We start from the raw sequence: 17,207 nt of genomic DNA on the forward strand, positions 1-17,207 counted from the left end.
AGTTCCGCCCGCTGCCCTCCGGCCCGCGGTGCTGCCGCTCGCCGCCGCTCAGGGCGTCGCCGCCCGCAGCCGCTCCTCCATCGCCACGATCCCCGCCTCGTCCACGTTCGCGAAGGCGATCCGCAGATGCGCCTCCTCCCCCGCGAAGGCGGGGCCGGGCAGGCACATCAGCCCGTGCTGCGTCGCCAGCGCCTCGGCCACGCGCCAGGCCGAGGTCCCGCCGTAGGGATGCCGCACATAGGCGAAATAGGCCCCCAGCGCCTCCAGTTCCCAGCCCGGCAGCCGATCGAAGGCGGCGCGCACGGTCTCGATCCGATCCTGCGTCGCCTTCCGCTTCTCCGCGCGCCAATCGTCCAGCGCGCCCAGCCCCCAGGCCAGCGCGGCCTGCCCGGCGCGGGCCGCGCAGATCTGCACGCAGTCCATCACCTTCCCCAGTTCCGGCATCAGCGCGGCGGGCGCCCCGATCGCGCCCAGCCGGTGCCCGGGCATCGCGAAGGATTTCGAGAAGCTGTAGAGCTGCACGAGGTTCTCCGGCCACGCATCGCCGGAGAGCAGCCCGTGCGGCCTCTCCTGCCCCACCGGCAGGAAGTCGCGATAGGTCTCGTCCAGCACCAGCCAGATGCCCCGCTCCCGGCACAGGTCATGGAAGCGCGCGATCACCTCCGGCGGGTAGATCGCCCCCGTGGGGTTGTTCGGCGTCACCAGCACGATCGCGCGCACCCGCTCGTCGATCAGCGCCGCCGCCTCCTCCGGGTCCGGCACGAAGCCGCGCGCGGAGCGGCACGGCAGCGGCCGCGGCTCCGCGCCGATCATGTCCAGCACCATGCGGTGGTTGAAGTACCAGGGCGTCGGCAGCAGCACCGCGTCCCCGCGCCCGGCCAGCGCCATCATGGCGACGAAGTAGGCCTGGTTGCAGCCCGCGGTGATCGCCACCTCCGCCGCCCCGATCCGCCCGGCATAGGCGCGGTTGAGGTCGGCCGCGTAGGCTTCGCGCAGCGCCGCGTCCCCCATGATCGGCCCGTAGGTGGCCGATGCGGGATCCCCCGCCGCCGCCGCCAGCCGCTCCAGCATCCCCGGCGCGGGCGGGTAGGAGGGCACGGCCTGGCACATGTTCAGCAGCGGCCCGCCCCCGCCGTTGTAGAGGGCTCCCCAGCGCTGGATCTCCGGGATGGGCGGGCTGCCCGTGTCGAGCAGGAGCGGGTTCGCGGGCGGCATCCCCGTGCTGTCCGCAAAAAGCCCGGGCGGCGCAAGCGCGCCCGCGCGCACTAAACCGACAGCGGACGGGGAGGCGGGGCGGCTAGTTCCGTTCCCGGTGCAGCGGGAAGGGCCACTCGAACACGTGCTCCACCACGAGGAAGAGCACCACCAGCGCGAGGGCGATCAGCGCGATGGCCAGGTTCGGGCCGCGGAACGTGTGCAGGGCGGTTTGCATCTGATCCTCCCGTTCTCGGATTGGCGCGGGACCCGCGCGGGGGAAGCCTCGCACGCGCCTTACCCCCGCGTCATCCTCCATCCATCTTTCGTGATCGCCGCGCCCGCACGGCCATGTCCCGTGGCGGTCCGCCCTACCGCCCCTGCCGCGAGATCACCGCCAGCGCCGCGGAGCTGATGGAGATCTGCCCGAGCACCGAGGTCAGGTCCCGGATGAACCCCCAGGTCTCGTAGGGGGACGGATCCTGCGGCACGACGACGAGGCTGCCCGGCGGCACCGGCGGCCCGCCCGCCTGCCAGGATCCCAGCCCCGCCGGAACGCTCTGCCCGTTCGGCAGCACGATGAAGGCGCGGGACACGTCGGCGAAGCGCTGCTCCCCGCCCGCCCCGCGCACGTACTGGCTGGCCTTCCAGCCCGTGGCGAACTGCAGGCTGCCCGGGTTCAGCACGGCGCCCACCACCGTCACCTCGTTCGGGCGCTTGGGCATCACGATCAGGTCCCCAGGCTCCAGCAGCACGTCCAGCTCCGGGCGGGAGGCGAGGACCACGGGGTTCGCCTCCACCACCATCCGCCCCGCCGCCCGCGCGTCCCGCAGGGTGGAGGCCAGCGCCTGGCCCGCGTTGATCGCCCCGCCCAGGTCCAGGCTGCCCTGCCGGCTGCCCGCCACGGCCTGCCCGGCCGCCACCTGGATCAGGCTCGTCTCCAGCTCCCGCGCCGTGCGCTGGAACCCCTCCTGCTGGCGCTGCCGCACGCTCTCCCGCGTGAAGACCGCGCCGTAGGGATAGGCCTGCCCCGTCAGCCCGCCCGCGCGCGCCAGCAGCTCGGAGAGCCGCTCCCCGCGCCGGATGTCGTAGGTGCCGGGGCGCAGGAACTCGCCCACCAGCATCACCGGCCCCGTGTCGCGGTCCCCGAAGCCGCGCGGCACCCGCACCGCGTCGCGCGGGGAGAGGCGGACGGCCGCGAAGTTGCGGCTCCGCAGGTCCAGCAGGGTGCGGGAGAGCGGGATGGCCCCCGCGTTCTCCAGCGGCTCCCGCGCGAACTCCACGGAGGAGAGGTCGGCCGTCTCCGCCGCCCCGCCCGCCGCCGCCAGCACCATGTCCAGCCCCGTGTCGTCGAGCACGGGGAACAGGCCGGGCAGCCGCACCTCGCCGGCCAGCAGCACGGACTGGTCCAGCAGGAAGGGCAGCAGCGCCGGGTAGTCGATGAAGAGCTGCGGGCAGCCCGGCGTGCCGATATCCGGGAATCCCGCGCTGCGCGCATGGGCGAAGCGCAGCGGCGAGGAGCGCGCGGCGATGGCGAGAGAGGTCAGCGCCGGGCATTCCGGCACCGCCGCCAGCGGATGCGCCGCCACGCTCGCGACCCCGCCGGGCAGCGCCGCCCCAGCAGGCCCCGCCGCGCCGGCCATCCCCACACCTGGCACGCCCGCCCCCGGCATCCCGGCACCCGGCACCCCGGCACCCGGCAACGCCTGCGCCGCCCCGGGCACCCCGCCGTGGAACGGGGCGCCGGGAACAGACGCGCCCGGCACTCCCTGCCCCACATCCCCCTTCAGCGCCCTCTGCACGGCCGGCGAGGCCAGCCACAGCACGTCCGCCTGGGAGAGGAGGATCACCTCGTCCCCCTCGCGCAACGGCAGCTCCGCCGCCCCGTTCATCACCCGCCCCAGGTCGAAGCCGATGAAGCGCCGCACCCGCGTGCGCTCGTCCTGCCGCCACACCACGCCCAGCCGTACATAGGGATCGGGCCGGATCACCCGCGGGTCCGCCAGCAGGGCCCGCAGCCCCGCCCCGCCCCGCGCGCCCACCCCGCGCATCACCGGCGCCACCACGTGCCCGGCCAGGCGCAGCCCGCCCGAGACCGCGTCCACCCCGGGGGAGACCGTCACGGCATCGCCCCGCCGCACCGGCGATCCCGGCGCCAGTTCCGCCAGCGCCCGCCGCCCGCCCGCATCCGTGCCGGTGGAGAGGAACCGGTTCCCCGCCGGCCGCAGCGCCCCGCCCGCCAGCGCCAGCAGCGCGGACATCGGCACGGCGCCCGCCCCCGCCGGCAGCTCGTAGATCGCGGGCCGCGTCGCGTCCCCCGCCAGCGCCACCACCCCGCCCAGCGGCGGCACCACCACCCGCTCCCCCTCCCGCAAGGAAAGGTCCGGGCTGCCCGGCGTGCCGGCGATGGCGGCGTAGAGGTCCACCACCCGCGACCCGCCCGGCCCCTCCACCCGCACGGCCCGCAGGCTGCCCGTGCGCCGGATGCCCCCCGCCGCCCCCAGCGCATCGAGGAGGGAGGCGACGGCGGGCAGCGGCACGGTCCCCGGCCGCACCACCTCGCCGGCCACGAAGACCGCGATCTGCCGGGTCTGCCCCAGCGAGACATAGGCCTCGGACCCGCCGAGCTCCCGCGCCACCCGCGCCTCGATGTCGGCCCGCAGGTCCCGCAGCGCGCGCCCGGCCGCGGGGAAGGGCGGGATGTCCGGCAGGGTCAGCAGCCCGTCCCGCCCCACCCGCACGGTGTAGGACTGGCGGGAGCGGCCGCGGATAGCCACCACCACCTCGTCGTCCCGCCCCAGCACGTAGCTGTCGGGCAGCGCCCCGACGAGGACGGGCGAGGCCCCCTGCGGCGCGCCGAGGTTGCGGAAGGTGTCGTAGCCGTAGCCACGTTCAGGAGCGTCCGTAGACGTTCATAGTGCATTGTTTAGAAAAGAGAAGATGGACGCCGAGCGTTCGGGATCATACGGTCACGTCCGCCACAATCCGGCACGCTCTTGGGGGCTGAAACGTGGGCTGTAATTTGTGGGCTGGAGGCGGACGATGGCGGGCAAGCTGACGGCACTGAAGGCGAAGGCGCTCACCGTGCCGGGGCGGTACGGCGATGGTGACGGCCTCTGGCTGCAGGTTCGGGATGCCGATCGGCGGTCCTGGCTGTTCCGCTACACCCGGCACGGACGAGCTCGGGAGATGGGACTGGGACCTTTCCCGGATGTGGGGCTGGCCGATGCCAGGGAAGGCGCGGCCCTCTGCCGCCAGCAGCTTCGACAAGGCCAGGATCCGCTGGAGGTGCGTAGGGCTGCCCAGGAGGCTGAGGCCAGCAAGCCCCGCCTCACCTTCAAGGAAGTAGCCCAGCGCTACCACACCGCGCACCAGGCCGGCTGGCGGAACCTCAAGCACCGCCACCAGTGGACCACGCAGATGGAGGCCTACGTCTACCCGGTGTTCGGGGACATGCCGGTGGACCGCGTAGGCACAGGCGACGTCCTGCGGGCCCTGGAGCCGATCTGGCAGGAGAAGTCGCAGACGGCAGTGGTCCAGCGCGGGCGCATTGAGGCCGTGCTGGACTATGCCAAGGTCCGGGAGTGGCGTTCAGGGGAGAACCCGGCCCGCTGGCGTGGGCACCTCTCCAAGCTCCTCCCGCCTCGCAGCCGCATCGCAAAGGTGCAGCACCACCCTGCCCTGCCTTGGACCGAAGTGGGCGGCTTCATGCAGGAGGTCCGGGCCTCTCCCGATCTGGCAGCCCGTGCTCTGGAGTTCCTCGTGCTCACCGCCGTCCGGACAAAGGAAGCCATGGGAGCTGAGTGGGCAGAGATCGACATGGCCAGAGCGATCTGGCTGATCCCAGCCGAGAGGATGAAGGGGAAGAAGGAGCACCGCGTGCCCCTCTCAATCCCAGCCATGGCGCTTCTCAACCGGATCCGGTCAGAGCAGGGCCAGGTGGGGAGGTTCGTGTTCCCCAGCCCCAAGGGGAAGCAAGCTCTCTCCACCCGTGCCTGCGCCGTCCTGCTCAAGCGGATGGAGCGGACCGACTTCACCGTCCACGGCTTCCGATCGACCTTCCGGGACTGGGTGGCCGAGAGGACCAGCTTCCCGCGGGAAATTGGGGAGATGGCCCTGGCTCACACTGTCGGTTCCGCGGTGGAGCGGGCCTACCAACGGAGTGAGCTGCTGGTGAAGCGGGCGCAGCTTATGGAAGCCTGGGGTCGGTTCTGTGGGCAGGCGCCCGGTCATGTGGTCTCGGTCAAGGCTGCCAAGCGAGGCTGAGGGATAGCTGCTGGCCAGAGGTGAATGCCGTTTCTACCCCTACCCTCTAATTCTGGGTCGGACGGGTCGGTCACGTCGGACATAATTGTTTTCATTATGCTTTTTGCTGTCCGACTAGATCGGCTAGGGTCGGCCAAGTCGGACAGGACACCCCTAATCGGGTCAAGGGAGTGGGCTGACGATGGAGGCGAGATGACGAATTTCGGGCGCCTGGCGGTCAGCGAGGCCGGCCTTGGCATCTCGCTGGCCTTCATAGCAGGTGCTGTAAACGCGGGCGGCTTCCTGCTGGTCGGGCAATATACCTCCCACATGTCCGGCATCCTCTCGGCCATGGCCGACGCGGTGGTGCTCCATGCTCTCGGGCCCGCATTAGCCGGGAGCCTGGCCGTACTCGCTTTCCTCTCCGGCGCCGGGCTCTCGGCTATCCTGATCAACTGGGGGCGCCGGCACCCGCGACACCCGCCTCATGCCCTTCCACTCGTGCTGGAGGCCGTGCTGCTGCTCTTTCTGGGCATCCTCGGCGGTCCAGTCCGGGCAGAGCCGGTGGTAGCCCTGGCTGTGCCGCTCCTCTGTTTCCTCATGGGCCTGCAGAACGCCACCATCACGAAGATCTCGGGCGCGCGGATCCGCACTACCCATATGACGGGCGTGGTGACGGACCTCGGCATCGAGCTGGGCAAGCTCGCCTACTGGAACCGCGGCTCGCCAGGTCCGGGCGGGCACATGGTGCGAGCTGACCGGGCGAAGCTGCGCCTGCTGGGCTCCATCCTCTCGGCATTCATCCTAGGCGGGGTGGCTGGCGCATTCGCTTTCGCGACGCTCGGGTTCGTCTCCACCGTACCGCTGGCTCTCGCGTTGCTGCTGCTGGCACGGGCTATCGTCCGGGCGGAGCGCCACCTTCCGAGGACAGCGTAACTCCAGCAGCGGGCGGGATCGGTGAAAGGGCACCTCTACCCCGGCCAACACGGTCGTGACGGCCGGGACAGCCTTATTTTGTTAGGCTTTCTGCGTCCCGACAGGTCGGGACGCGGTCGGGGCGGTCGGGACAGGGCCAAGGCAGTGCGCGGACCAGCAGTCACGAAAGAGTGAATTCATTAAGCGTCTGTTCCAGAAGCTCTTTGTTGACATCATGCCAGAGATGATCCGCCACCAATGGAAAGAGGAGAGCATTCCTGCTACATGCAGGGCCGACGCGGGACACCTACGCCACAGGGGCGGGGGCATTGGTCGTCTGGAAGGCAGATCAGACATGCCATCTGTGATCGACGTCGCTGCCTACATCTTGGCCGAGAAAGGCCCGATGACGGCGATGAAGCTCCAGAAGCTCGTCTACTACAGCCAAGCTTGGTCGCTGGTGTGGGACGAGCGCCCCCTTTTCAACGAGCGCATCGAGGCCTGGGCAAACGGCCCGGTAAGCCCAGCCCTGTACGAGCATCATAGGGGACAGTTCACCGTTATGCAGTTGACGGCAGGCAACCCTGGCCTGCTGGATGATGAAGCGCGCAAGACTGTCCAAGCGGTGCTGTCCTACTATGGCGACAAGTCGGCTCAGTGGTTGAGCGATCTCACCCATCTTGAGGCTCCCTGGAAGGATGCACGCGGCACCTTGCCCGATGGCGCACTCAGCTCGGCGGAGATTAGTCAGGCTTCGATGGCTGAATATTATGGCAGCCTTCCGCCTGGGGTCTGAACTGCTCGGGTAAACGCGACAAGAAGCCGGGTAGATCAGTTAGCCCAACCAAGCTAGAAAAAGAGCCCCGAGGGGGCTCTTTTGCTGATCAGCGCAGCCAAACCGAACGGTCTCCCCGTGGGGGTTCACTCGCTGATGCGGTGGAGAATAGAAACTTTTCCTGGCGCTCGGCTGAGGTGGACCTGGAAGGCAGCTGGGGATGGAGTGGGACATCAGCGGAATATCTGTTCCGCGAAGTCATCCCTCATCTGCACAACCTGGAAACCATGTCCTGGCAGCAACTGCGCGCTCAGGGTAGCCACCCCATTCCCACTGACCAAGTGTGCAAGGAAGCACGCGAACGTCTAGGCGAAATCGGCAAGGCCGATGAAGACAGCTTATACTCGGTCAGGTTTACAGGCCGGTGCAGAGTATGGGGCATCAGGAGAGGCGTGGTCTTTCATCTGCTCTGGTGGGATCCGCAACATTCCGTTTACCCGGTCGCCAAGAAGAACACTTAGGGCCCGTTGCGCTTTGTCAGTTGGCCTGAGGTCTTCACCGACACAGCGCCTCACACGGCACCCCATCCCCATCTTCATCCAGCCGCGAGAGCCCGCACTGGCTGAGGTGGAACCTCGCCTCGGTGCAGCCCGCCGCCGTGAAGCCCCTAGCCGCGTTCATCCGGTGATGCTGAACGTCATCACCGTGGCCGATCGAACGTTCGTCGCCCTCCGCAAGGCTGGCCGGCCGGTGCCTGGGCGCGCTCGGGTCTTCCACGCTGTGACGCCGTACTGCCGGCCCGCGCTCTGCGCCGAAGAGCCCGGCAACGGGTCTGGATGGGAGGAGCCGCCCCATCATGAGGTAACGTGCGGGAAGTGCCTGGAGCGACTGGAAAGGCTCCGGCAGGCTAGCCAAGCCAGGATCCAATAGGTCGCCGCTCCACCACCTGCTTTTTAGCCCGCTCCGGCGTTGCACCCCGGCAGCAGGGCGATGCCCCGCTCCCTCAAGGAGATGCCTTCATGGCCCACAATATCCCCCACAACGCCCTCATTCTTGTTGCCGATGGCGCCAAGGCGATCCTGTTCCGCAACGCCGGTCAGGGTGGCGAAGTGAACCTGCACGAAGAGCGCCGCCTCACCCTGTCCGACTTCAGCAATGATGGTCCGTCTGGGTCGCAGGGCCAGGAGGCGTCTCCGAGCGACACCGATGAGGCCACATTCAGCAAGAAGCTGGCCCAAACCCTTCAAACCAGACGCGCAGCCAACGACTACGACGCCCTCGTCATCGTTGCCGATCCCCAGACGCTCGGTGAAATCCGCAAGGTCATGCATAAGACGGTCGAGGCCAGCGTCGTGCATACGATTGACAAGGACCTGACCAACCACGCGGCCGGCGAGATCGCGGCTGCACTCGTGAAGTGATGGAACGGGCGCGGAGGAGGCATGTAGCCGCTCCGCGCCCATGTCTTGCAGCCCTACTCCGCGATGGGCGCTCCGCCAGCTACAGGGGCAAACCCCCGTAGCCACCCAGGAGCGGAAGCGGATAAGCCGCGAGGTACGCCCCCGCACCGAAGCCCGCCGCCAAGATCACAAGCGGACCTCCCACGGCCAGCCACGCCCAACGGGATCCCCGGCGCTTCAGCGCCCAAGCCGCTGTGGCACCTCCAACGGCCAGGATCGCTGGAGCGATCGAGATCAGCACGCCGATGATTGACACCCCACCCGCATCATCGCGTCGAGCTGCCACAAGGTCGTTGCGGAAGTAGTAAATCAGGAGCACCTGGGCGATGATCCCCAGGAAGAGGAGCAGGTAGACCGCTCTGATCACGGCGTGGTCGTCTTTCTCAGTGAGCATGCCCTGCCCCGTCCCGCACGCCCTCGGCGTAGGCACGCCGCTCCCCGAAGAACTGCCCGACCCCGATACATCCCCCGCCCAAGAACAACGTGGGCAGTGCCCAGCCCCAGTACCCCGAACCCCAGAGGTGTCCTGTCACGATCAAGAGGGTCGCACCGATCCAGTTCGCAAGCTTGGCAGGCCATGTTGGCGGAAGCGACGAGGTGTGGAGGACAGTTGATAGTCGTGGCCCCTCGTCGCTCACCCGCTATTCCTTCCGGAGCTCTTCGATGGCCACCGCCGCCGCGCCGCGTGGCTCCCTCTCCGGCTCCTGGTCGGTGAGCAGCAGCGCGCCAAAGCCGATCATCAGAACCGACCACCACTGCATGGCCAAGCCGCAGAAGCGGTGTGGGGCAGGGCCAGGATCAGCCTGTGCCCGGGACGGCGCAGTGATCCTGCGGGCGGATCGCCGGTTCCACCACACGCCGAGCGGCAGGGTCAGAACTCCGACGAGCACGAACCCGGCTGAAAAAGGCCATGGGCCCAAGGTGCCGAGCCCAGCGCCAGGTGCCCTAGCAAAGAATGCAATGACGAGGCCGACGACGATCGCTGCAACGCCGAAGAATGGGACAAGCCTGCCGCGTCCCGACCAGGATACCCAGAAGATCAACGCCCGACATCCTCCTGAACCATGAGCGTCCGCACCGCCGCGCCGTCTCTGCTATTGATGACGAACTGGAAGCAAACTCCCCTCATCCTCTTCGCATTCAGGTAGATGCAGCGCGGGCAACAGCCCGGACGAGTGCGGAACTAGTCTCAGGCATACCAGTCGGCTAACCCTCAGCGGTCGGGATCAGTGACATAGGCCCGCCGCCCGGAGAGGCGCGTTCCAGATCCCAGCCGTACTGTCCCATCCCTCTGCGGGATTGCCAGCGGCGCGACCTCCACCTGAGCGACACTGCCCATGCCCAGCATCCCAGCGACCTTGGGGGTGACGCTCACGATCCGGCCCTCGAATGCGGGTAGCCGGTCACGTACTCGGACCATCGCCACCCGGCCATTCCGTAGGTTACGGATCCGAGCCGTCGTGCCAAGGGGAAGATCCGCGCTCGCCACGGTATCTGAGTTCAGCTCCACCCGCCCTCCGTCGGCCATTCGACGCCCAGCGTGACCCTGCGCAATGACGGCAGCCTGACCGCGGCGCGCTTGCCCGGACGCATCCGGAACGTCAGGCACGTTCGCGAGGGCGGGACTGCCAAGCAGGATCGCCAGAGTAGTCAGAGCAGCGATGCGCGACATAAAGGGTTCCGGAGTTGGAGGCCATGTAACGTTCGGCCACTGACGCAAGTTGAGCGACAGGGCTCAGCCTTGGCAGACCACCCGTATCATCGCTTCAACCCTCTGCAGTAGGCAGCAGATCTACCCGCCTACCGATTAGGAAGTTCCAAATGGCCAAATCAGCAATCGATCTGGACGCCATGAGCGTTGCCGAGCTCACCCAGCTCATCAAGGAGGCGGAGGCAGCCCTTGCCACAAAAAGGGAAGGCGCCCGAACCGAACTGGTGGAAGAGATGAAGGCGAAGGCTGCAGCCCTCGGCCTCAGCCTGGGCGACCTGCTGGACCGGCCTGGTCCTCACACGAACGTCCGCCGTCCCCGGAGCGACGCCGGCAAGACGGTGGCGGCCAAGTACCGCGGGCCGAACGGTGAGGAGTGGGCCGGGCGTGGGCGCATGCCGAAGTGGATGGCGGCGCTGGAGGCTGAGGGGAGGAAGAGGGAAGAGTTCGCGGTGTGAGAGAGGCTTGGCAGGCTCGGAAGAAGGAGCCTGCCGCAAGCCGTCCTCAGTGAACTGCAGCCGGGTGTCTGGCCCGCTCTTGGTTCAGCCTTAGCAGAGCGGCAAGTGCATCTGCCTCAGATATATCGGCCGGCCACCCATATGCCTCAGCAACGGCGGCATCCAACTGGGCATGCAGGCCGTCCAGCCAAGTACCCTCCGGCTTGCCTCGGGTGTTGTAGAGGGCGGTTAAGGTGCGCTTTCTCAGTTGCGCTGCCGCCTCAGGTGAGCGCGGAAGAACTCGGTCGGGGAAGCCCGGAACCACTTCGCGCACTCTCTCCACCAACCCATCCGGATTGAGCCATCGATCGCGCGCCGCCACCAACTTCCGTGCGGCATCTGCAATACGAACTGCTCGGGGGTCACAAGCGTAGACAACGGCAGGAACTTTCGGTGTGAGGCCAATCGGAAATGGGAATGCCTCGAAAGTGGTAGTGGGGGTGTACCGAGGTCTGTCCTCCAACGAGGATCCCATCCTCAGGGCCCAAGCTTCGTGAAACCGGCTGTGAAGAACACCGAATGTCGTATCATCGTCACGGGTAGTCACGATCAACTGACAATCGGGCACCACCATGTTGTCTAGCCAAGTAAAAATTCGATGCTTAGCCACTCGGGGTGTGGCTATGTAGCGCGATAGCCCATTAAGCGCATTTCGCATTCCCGCTCTAGCCTCACCATGGCGCCACCATGCCAGCCGATACCCGTCACGGCGCTGCTTTTCCCGTTCGGGCCTGACCATTCGGGATACGTAGGCGAACGGCTCCGAGTAGAATGCAGCCTCATTCGATCCCATAGTCGCACCGAAATCGACGACCCAAGCATCGTCTGCACGGCGAAGAATATGCAGACCGTTTCGCCAGGGGCGAACTACATCGGCATTTGTCCCTCCATTGGCGTTGGGAGGTTCCAGTAGCCAAGCCCGGGCTGTTTCTGCCGGAACGTCGAATGATCCAACCTTGGTTGTACCCATGAAACATACTCGTGCGTTTTCTGACAACCGCACAGCCCTGGTTAGGTCCGCATCGCCAGCAGTTAGGTCCGTGAAGATGGCATCCACTTCACGATCATTGAGGCGCGGCCTCTCCACCACATCTCGTCCCATGCACACCAGCGACACCCGCACCGCCGCACCGTCGAGAACCCACGGCTCATCGGCCCAAGCCTTGAAGATCGGAGCCGCACGTGCAGCGCGGTCCAAGACTTCTCTGTTTGCTCCACCGCGAATAGAGTTTGTGGCAACCAGCCCTACGCGCCGGGTCCGCCCCTCTTCCACAGCTTGGCGCGCCTTGTCGAACCAGTAGGTGACCAGGTCTGCCTCTGCTGGCACTCGGCCGGTGTAGGCTGCGAATAGTTTATCGACCGTAGCATTACCGAGTTGGCGACGGAGCATCTTGCCGCCGAGAAACGGAGGATTGCCAATAATCACATCAGCCGAGGGCCAAGCCGCCGGAGAGGGCTTTCCTTGTCCGTCTAGGGCAAGCACGGCATCACGACACTCAATGTTATCCAGCCTTCGAAGCACCGGGTTCTCTGGCGGGGAGTAGCCGTTGCGGCGCGCCCATTGCAGTTGGCCGATCCACACCGAAACTCGCGCAAGCTCAGCCGCATAAGCGTTAAGTTCGATGCCGAGCACGACTTCAGGCCCCACCTCGGGGAAGCGCGCAGGCAGCCCAAGCGCCTCAGCCTCCACAAGGGCTTTGCGTTCCAAGTCCTTAAGGGCCAGGAGGGCCACATAGAGGAAGTTCCCGGATCCGCATGCGGGGTCTAGGACACGGAAGGTGCGCAGTCGTTCTAGGAAGCGCGACAAGATCCCCTCGGCCTCAACCTTCAATGCGCTGGAGCGCTTCCTCCGCGTTTCCGCTGATCGACTGATTGTCTTCCGGGCGGCAAGGCTCTCCGCTGTGATGCGGTCGCCTTCCAGCGCCGCCAGCGCAGCATCTCCGACAGCAGCAGGACCAATTGCATTTCGCTTGGCCATGGTGCGCGCGATGGCTTCGTGTGCCGCCTCCCACTCGGCCTCTAGAGGCTGAACAACGGTCGGGCTGACGATACGCCAGATCGTGTCGCGATCGGTGTAATGGGCTCCGAGTTGTCCGCGTTTGTCCGGATCTAGACCGCGCTCGAACAGCGTCCCCATGATCGATGGATCAATGTCCCGCCAGTCCAGCGCCGCCGCCCGCTGAAGAAGCTCCGCATCGCCTTTCTCCAACGGAAGCGCAGATGCGTCGTCAAAAAGCCCACCGTTGAACCAGCGAATAGGCGTGAAATCTATCTCTCCGCCGCGCTTGGCCATCGCGGCGAACAGCCGGCCCGCATACTGGTCGAAGCGCTCGGGGTTCTGCCGCCCCCTGTTCAGCATCTTCTCCAAGAGCTCATGGGGGAGAAGCTTGATATCTGCCGCAAAGAAGCAGAACGCGAGGCGCACCATGAAATGCGCCACGGCGAATGCATCGTGCCCGCGCGACCGCAGGCGGCTCGCAAGCTGGGCGAACTCTCCCGCGGCTTTTTCCGTAAGCGCCTGGCGTGAAGTCCCTGATTTCCAGCTGACTGGAGGCGGCTGCCACATATCCGCCAGTCGGTCGCGCGTCGCCGCATCCTCTAGCTGCTCAAGCTCGAAATGGTGGGACTTGCTGACCTCGTTGGTCCAGGCTGTATGCACCTCGATGCGCGAGGTGTCGGAGACGACCAGCAGCGGCGGGTTCCCCAGGGCGCCGGCGTACCGCAGCAGCTGGATGTGTGCTTCGCCAAGGTTGCCGCCCTTGCGCTTGTACTCCCAGCCGAAGCATTCGCGCTTCCACACATCCGCGAACCCGCGGCGGCCGCCAGCCTTATCCGCACCCTTCTCGAATGCGTAGGCGGCCCCTGTCGCGTCTTCCTGTGGCTTTGGGACGTCCAGCAGCTCGCAGAGGTCCAGGAAGTGGGCCTTGGAGGCGGCAGCCTCGTTTCGGGTGTTGGCGCGCCAGCGATCAATGAACTTGCCCGGCGTCATTGCGCCTCCCTCACACAATACCGGCACCCTCAGTGCCTTTGGGGAGACGCTATCGGCGCGCAATCCAGACCGCACCCGGAACATCACGAGACCGTGTCGATCTTGAGCTTTAGTGTTGCTTTCCCGCAACCAGGGCTACCTTGAGGTTAATAGTAAGCGGCACACACAGCTGAGGATTTTGGTTGAATGGGGTACGCTAGAGATCCGGCAGAGAGATGGCACATCCTTGGCTGCCGTACCGATACGGACACTTACCTGTGCGACTGACCCGCTCAACTCTTGCTCTGGCCGTCCTCATGACCGTCGTCCTCCCGGCAGTAGCTCAGCCGCGCCTCGCACAGTGCCGTGCGATCCAAGACACAGCACAACGGCTAGCCTGCCTGGATAAGGCAGCAGCGGACGCACGCTTCGCGGAAATCTTCGGGCCACCCATGTCCTGCCGAGGCGTGCTTCGGCCGGGCGCTTCGATCCGTGCTCTTAGATCGGAAGGCTTCATCTCGGGCGAGCCCTACATGGTCTACGACAGCCTCAACTTCTTCGAGCTGCGCCAGCCGGTCGAACTGGCTGGAATGCCCGTTGTTGCGGTCTACGGCTTCGATGAAGAGGCGCCAGCCGACTTCAAGCGAGGCCCCGGTACCAGCCCAGGCAACGTCCTGGGCTTCGTCACCACGGCTCCGCTCTACAATCTTGACACTTGGCGGCAGCGGACGAACCCTCGGCTGAGCGTGGACGACTACACCAATTACGGGCGGAGTGGTCCGACGCCTCCTCGCGCCAAGCAGGTCCATTGCTCCTACTGGGGGCCGGGTTGATCACTGCGCCAGGGCAGCGCGAAACTGGAGCTACCCGGACGGGAGCCCCTCCGGCCACCAGCCATAGACAGAAGGGCGTCCGCTATCACGGCGGCAAGCAGAACACCCACACAAAGCCGCCGATGTAGGCGACATAGGCCAGCACCGCCGCGCCGCGCACCCACTCGGGGCCGTGGTGAAGGTTGGGGTAGCCGCCATGCCGTCCGACCCGCCAGCCGAGGTAGAGGTAGCCGAGGAGTTGGGAGGCCATTACCGCCACGAGCAACCAAGCAACAGCAGGTTCCGAGCGGGATTGCGCCGCGGCGATGACCTTGAGAGGTTCGGAAAACAGCATCCGGCCTGCCCAGTCGGCGGCAGCCTTGTCCAGCCGATCGCGGTTCGCCTCGTCCACGCCGCTTGCCCTCGCTACTCTCCGAGGGACGCTTTGCTGGCCCGCAGCTCGGCCAGCTTCTGCTCGACTATTTCCCGAGCCTGCCTGGGAGTGCGACCCCAGCCTGTCGCGACGCGGTCACCGCTGGCGCGGTCAAAGATCATCCATTCGGTAGGATGGTCTTTGTCAGGATCTACTGCATCGTCGGTGTAGAAAATCTGGGTTTGGTAGTCGGAGTGGTTGCAGATCCAGTGCTGATGATCAGACATGCCTCTTTCCCTTAAGCGCATCGTCTAGCAACCGCCACACCCCTCCGGCCGCGTCGGCTGATCCTGCTGGGCGGCAATCCAGGCGTGCAAGCGGCGAACGGCATCCGGGCTCCCGGGCAGTGTTCGGGGGTCACGTCGCATCCTCATCGATTGGAGGGTTTGAGCCGGGTGTGTTAACGCCGCCCCGGATCCCATCCTGCTGATTTCGGGTTGCGCTCGCGAGCCGTACGCCAGAGCCACCACCATCCGTGGCGGTGAACTCTATGCCGGCCTTCTGCAGGGCCGCCTTCAACTTCACCATAGTCACGTGGTAGGGCGTCCTCCGACCAGCTTCGAAGTCCGCTATCGTCTGCTGCGTGCACTTGGCCTGATCGGCAAGGGTTTGCTGGCTCCACCTCAGGAGAAAGCGGGCTTCCCAGCATTGCTCCCGGGTCACTGGCTCATTCCCCAGTCGCCAGGAAGGTTACAGCCCTCGCCAGAACCGCATCCATCGCATCCTCCCGGGTAGCGGCGCCCCCAACATCTACCTCGATCTCCGATGGACTATCATCTGTCGTTTCCGCCAGTTCCCAGGTCCACAAGTCGGTCTCAGCTTCAACGTCGAGCCACACGCGGAGTAGCAACCCGAGACCCACACGGCGGCCGGGTCCCTGCTGGGCCCACACGGTAGGGCTCTCCAGATGCCAGCCTTGCACTTCGATCAGATCGTCGTTCATGTTCTCGGCACCCTTCGAAGTCGAACGCTGGGCTGTCCCCGCGCTTCGGAAATGAACTCCACGCCAGCTGCTTCCAGGACCGCGCGGATTGTTGCGCGTGTTGCTGGAAGGGGTTGATGCCGCCCCTCCTCCAAATTCCGTACCGTCTGCGAGGAACACAGCGCAGCGGCGGCGAGCTCAATCCGGCTCCACCCCAAGACTGCTCGGGCTTTCCTGCACTGGTCGGGTGTCATGCAGGCTGCCGTCGTAGCCGAACGCCAGCCCCGCCTCCGTTCTCCGGGATGAACTCGACCCCTGCGGCCTCAAGGGCGGCTCGGATGGCGGCGAGGGTTCGGGGACGTAGGTTCTCGCCCTGCTCTAGCCGCACGACAGTCTCAGGCGAGACCTCAGCAGCCACCGCGAGTTCACGGACACCGAGCCCGAGCGCCGCCCGGGCCATCTTGCACTGAACAGCGAGCAATTCCGAACCTCGTGCGGATTTCGCTTGCGTTGGTCGCGAGCTCAGCTAATCCTAACGGAGTTCGGATTTCCGAACAACGGTCGATGCGGCCGAGTGTGCGACTAGTCCTCGCCCACCCGGCCTGACCGCAACCCGAGACCCCAGAAGGCACTCGGATCATGGCTGTTGAGCAGCATATCACCCGCACGCCCACAAAGCCGAGCCGGCCGCGTGCCCCGACAGGCTTCCGCCCCGTCCCGCCCGCGGCGACGGTGGCTGCCAGTACGCCCCACGGCGGGGCGTGTCTCCCCTGTCCCGTTCAGGCCCTCGGCACCGAGCTCGGCCGCGTCATTGACGCTTACCATGCTGCCGATGAGGCCGCGGTGGCCGCCTACAAGGCGCAGCAATGGGCGGACCACAGCCGCGCCCGTGACCGGCACCGCCTCCTGACCAACCGAATGGAGAACCTGGAGGACACGGCCACCTACACGCCGGCTGCCAGCCTGGAGGGCGCGCTGGTGCAGGTCATGCTGGCCGCGATGGTGGCTGATCAGTTCACCGCCTTTGCCCTCACGGAGGACCAGGCGGAGGAACAGGGCAAGCGCCTGTCGCGCCTGCTCTACTCCATCCGGGGCGCGATCGAGGCGATTACCGGCTCTCACGGGGCCGAGGCCCTGAGCGAGTTCTACATGCGGGCGGAGTTCAACCCGTTCCTGGCCCTCGCAGAGGCCGGTGCCTGATGACCCTTCCCCACGCTGGGGAGGGCGGGGCGCCCTCTCCCTCAAGCCCCGAAGTTCATGCTATGTACCCGTTCGGCA

General features: G+C 66.5%; 19 protein-coding genes. 8 read left to right on the plus strand and 11 right to left on the minus strand.

The window, feature by feature from the left end; genetic code table 11:
• Positions 1–48: 48 nt before the first annotated feature.
• From VQH23_RS03905 to VQH23_RS03915, 3 genes are all read right to left on the minus strand, one after another.
• Positions 49–1,215, minus strand: a complete 1,167-nt coding sequence (locus VQH23_RS03905; RefSeq protein WP_338664309.1) for an aminotransferase — start codon at positions 1,213–1,215, stop codon at positions 49–51.
• Positions 1,216–1,297: 82 nt separating this feature from the next.
• The gene (locus VQH23_RS03910; RefSeq protein ID WP_338664310.1) at positions 1,298–1,432 is read right to left on the minus strand and encodes a hypothetical protein; all 135 of its coding nucleotides are present in this window, start codon (positions 1,430–1,432) and stop codon (positions 1,298–1,300) included.
• A 133-nt stretch (positions 1,433–1,565) separates the two neighbouring features.
• Positions 1,566–3,998 (minus strand): SLBB domain-containing protein, encoded by a 2,433-nt coding sequence (locus VQH23_RS03915; RefSeq protein ID WP_338664311.1) that lies wholly within the window; start codon positions 3,996–3,998, stop codon positions 1,566–1,568.
• A 238-nt stretch (positions 3,999–4,236) separates the two neighbouring features.
• Here VQH23_RS03915 and VQH23_RS03920 point away from each other — a divergent pair, with 238 nt between their 5' ends.
• From VQH23_RS03920 to VQH23_RS03940, 5 genes are all read left to right on the plus strand, one after another.
• Positions 4,237–5,460, plus strand: coding sequence for a phage integrase central domain-containing protein (locus VQH23_RS03920; protein WP_338664312.1), 1,224 nt, complete (start codon positions 4,237–4,239; stop codon positions 5,458–5,460).
• 192 nt (positions 5,461–5,652) lie between these two features.
• The gene (locus VQH23_RS03925; protein ID WP_338664313.1) at positions 5,653–6,375 is read left to right on the plus strand and encodes a YoaK family protein; all 723 of its coding nucleotides are present in this window, start codon (positions 5,653–5,655) and stop codon (positions 6,373–6,375) included.
• Between the two features lie 334 nt (positions 6,376–6,709).
• Positions 6,710–7,150: a type II toxin-antitoxin system antitoxin SocA domain-containing protein gene (locus VQH23_RS03930; RefSeq protein WP_338664314.1), complete on the plus strand. Its 441-nt coding sequence runs from the start codon at positions 6,710–6,712 to the stop codon at positions 7,148–7,150.
• A 176-nt stretch (positions 7,151–7,326) separates the two neighbouring features.
• Positions 7,327–7,650 (plus strand): hypothetical protein, encoded by a 324-nt coding sequence (locus tag VQH23_RS03935; RefSeq protein ID WP_338664315.1) that lies wholly within the window; start codon positions 7,327–7,329, stop codon positions 7,648–7,650.
• Between the two features lie 498 nt (positions 7,651–8,148).
• Positions 8,149–8,550, plus strand: coding sequence for a host attachment family protein (locus tag VQH23_RS03940; protein WP_338664316.1), 402 nt, complete (start codon positions 8,149–8,151; stop codon positions 8,548–8,550).
• Positions 8,551–8,629: 79 nt separating this feature from the next.
• Here the strand turns inward: VQH23_RS03940 and VQH23_RS03945 are convergent, their stop codons facing one another.
• From VQH23_RS03945 to VQH23_RS03955, 3 genes are all read right to left on the minus strand, one after another.
• Positions 8,630–8,983, minus strand: coding sequence for a hypothetical protein (locus tag VQH23_RS03945; protein ID WP_338664317.1), 354 nt, complete (start codon positions 8,981–8,983; stop codon positions 8,630–8,632).
• A 247-nt stretch (positions 8,984–9,230) separates the two neighbouring features.
• Complete coding sequence (locus VQH23_RS03950) at positions 9,231–9,632, minus strand: hypothetical protein (protein WP_338664318.1); 402 nt, start codon at positions 9,630–9,632, stop codon at positions 9,231–9,233.
• Between the two features lie 170 nt (positions 9,633–9,802).
• Positions 9,803–9,964, minus strand: coding sequence for a hypothetical protein (locus VQH23_RS03955; protein ID WP_338664319.1), 162 nt, complete (start codon positions 9,962–9,964; stop codon positions 9,803–9,805).
• 476 nt (positions 9,965–10,440) lie between these two features.
• Between VQH23_RS03955 and VQH23_RS03960 the strand changes: the two genes are divergently transcribed.
• Positions 10,441–10,755: an H-NS histone family protein gene (locus VQH23_RS03960; protein WP_338664320.1), complete on the plus strand. Its 315-nt coding sequence runs from the start codon at positions 10,441–10,443 to the stop codon at positions 10,753–10,755.
• Positions 10,756–10,801: 46 nt separating this feature from the next.
• Here the strand turns inward: VQH23_RS03960 and VQH23_RS03965 are convergent, their stop codons facing one another.
• The gene (locus tag VQH23_RS03965; RefSeq protein WP_338664321.1) at positions 10,802–13,783 is read right to left on the minus strand and encodes a DNA methyltransferase; all 2,982 of its coding nucleotides are present in this window, start codon (positions 13,781–13,783) and stop codon (positions 10,802–10,804) included.
• A gap of 512 nt (positions 13,784–14,295) precedes the next feature.
• Between VQH23_RS03965 and VQH23_RS03970 the strand changes: the two genes are divergently transcribed.
• Positions 14,296–14,595 (plus strand): hypothetical protein, encoded by a 300-nt coding sequence (locus VQH23_RS03970; protein ID WP_338664322.1) that lies wholly within the window; start codon positions 14,296–14,298, stop codon positions 14,593–14,595.
• A gap of 85 nt (positions 14,596–14,680) precedes the next feature.
• Here the strand turns inward: VQH23_RS03970 and VQH23_RS03975 are convergent, their stop codons facing one another.
• The 4 genes from VQH23_RS03975 to VQH23_RS03990 all read right to left on the minus strand — a co-directional run bounded on the left by VQH23_RS03975 (position 14,681) and on the right by VQH23_RS03990 (position 16,410).
• Positions 14,681–14,986: a hypothetical protein gene (locus VQH23_RS03975; RefSeq protein WP_338664323.1), complete on the minus strand. Its 306-nt coding sequence runs from the start codon at positions 14,984–14,986 to the stop codon at positions 14,681–14,683.
• 14 nt (positions 14,987–15,000) lie between these two features.
• Positions 15,001–15,234 (minus strand): hypothetical protein, encoded by a 234-nt coding sequence (locus tag VQH23_RS03980; RefSeq protein ID WP_338664324.1) that lies wholly within the window; start codon positions 15,232–15,234, stop codon positions 15,001–15,003.
• 440 nt (positions 15,235–15,674) lie between these two features.
• Positions 15,675–15,950 carry a hypothetical protein gene (locus VQH23_RS03985; protein ID WP_338664325.1) on the minus strand — a complete coding sequence of 92 codons (276 nt, stop codon included), beginning with the start codon at positions 15,948–15,950 and terminating at the stop codon, positions 15,675–15,677.
• Between the two features lie 229 nt (positions 15,951–16,179).
• Entirely contained in the window at positions 16,180–16,410 is a 231-nt protein-coding gene (locus VQH23_RS03990; protein ID WP_338664326.1) for a helix-turn-helix domain-containing protein, read from the minus strand.
• A 362-nt stretch (positions 16,411–16,772) separates the two neighbouring features.
• Between VQH23_RS03990 and VQH23_RS03995 the strand changes: the two genes are divergently transcribed.
• The gene (locus VQH23_RS03995) at positions 16,773–17,129 is read left to right on the plus strand and encodes a hypothetical protein (RefSeq protein WP_338664327.1); all 357 of its coding nucleotides are present in this window, start codon (positions 16,773–16,775) and stop codon (positions 17,127–17,129) included.
• Positions 17,130–17,207 lie beyond the last annotated feature (78 nt).

Origin of the sequence: Pararoseomonas sp. SCSIO 73927, assembly GCF_037040815.1 — a bacterium.
Taxonomy (GTDB): Bacteria; Pseudomonadota; Alphaproteobacteria; order Acetobacterales; family Acetobacteraceae; genus Roseomonas.

What these genes read in the sequence shown, in the direction of transcription:
- VQH23_RS03965 (WP_338664321.1), bottom strand. Translation starts at nt 13,783, where the DNA reads ATGACGCCGGGCAAGTTCATTGATCGCTGGCGCGCCAACACCCGAAAC.
- VQH23_RS03985 (WP_338664325.1), bottom strand. Translation starts at nt 15,950, where the DNA reads ATGAACGACGATCTGATCGAAGTGCAAGGCTGGCATCTGGAGAGCCCT.
- VQH23_RS03910 (WP_338664310.1), bottom strand. Translation starts at nt 1,432, where the DNA reads ATGCAAACCGCCCTGCACACGTTCCGCGGCCCGAACCTGGCCATCGCG.
- VQH23_RS03970 (WP_338664322.1), top strand. Translation starts at nt 14,296, where the DNA reads ATGGTCTACGACAGCCTCAACTTCTTCGAGCTGCGCCAGCCGGTCGAA.
- VQH23_RS03980 (WP_338664324.1), bottom strand. Translation starts at nt 15,234, where the DNA reads ATGTCTGATCATCAGCACTGGATCTGCAACCACTCCGACTACCAAACC.
- VQH23_RS03945 (WP_338664317.1), bottom strand. Translation starts at nt 8,983, where the DNA reads ATGCTCACTGAGAAAGACGACCACGCCGTGATCAGAGCGGTCTACCTG.
- VQH23_RS03925 (WP_338664313.1), top strand. Translation starts at nt 5,653, where the DNA reads ATGACGAATTTCGGGCGCCTGGCGGTCAGCGAGGCCGGCCTTGGCATC.
- VQH23_RS03905 (WP_338664309.1), bottom strand. Translation starts at nt 1,215, where the DNA reads ATGCCGCCCGCGAACCCGCTCCTGCTCGACACGGGCAGCCCGCCCATC.
- VQH23_RS03940 (WP_338664316.1), top strand. Translation starts at nt 8,149, where the DNA reads ATGGCCCACAATATCCCCCACAACGCCCTCATTCTTGTTGCCGATGGC.
- VQH23_RS03930 (WP_338664314.1), top strand. Translation starts at nt 6,710, where the DNA reads ATGCCATCTGTGATCGACGTCGCTGCCTACATCTTGGCCGAGAAAGGC.
- VQH23_RS03960 (WP_338664320.1), top strand. Translation starts at nt 10,441, where the DNA reads ATGAGCGTTGCCGAGCTCACCCAGCTCATCAAGGAGGCGGAGGCAGCC.
- VQH23_RS03920 (WP_338664312.1), top strand. Translation starts at nt 4,237, where the DNA reads ATGGCGGGCAAGCTGACGGCACTGAAGGCGAAGGCGCTCACCGTGCCG.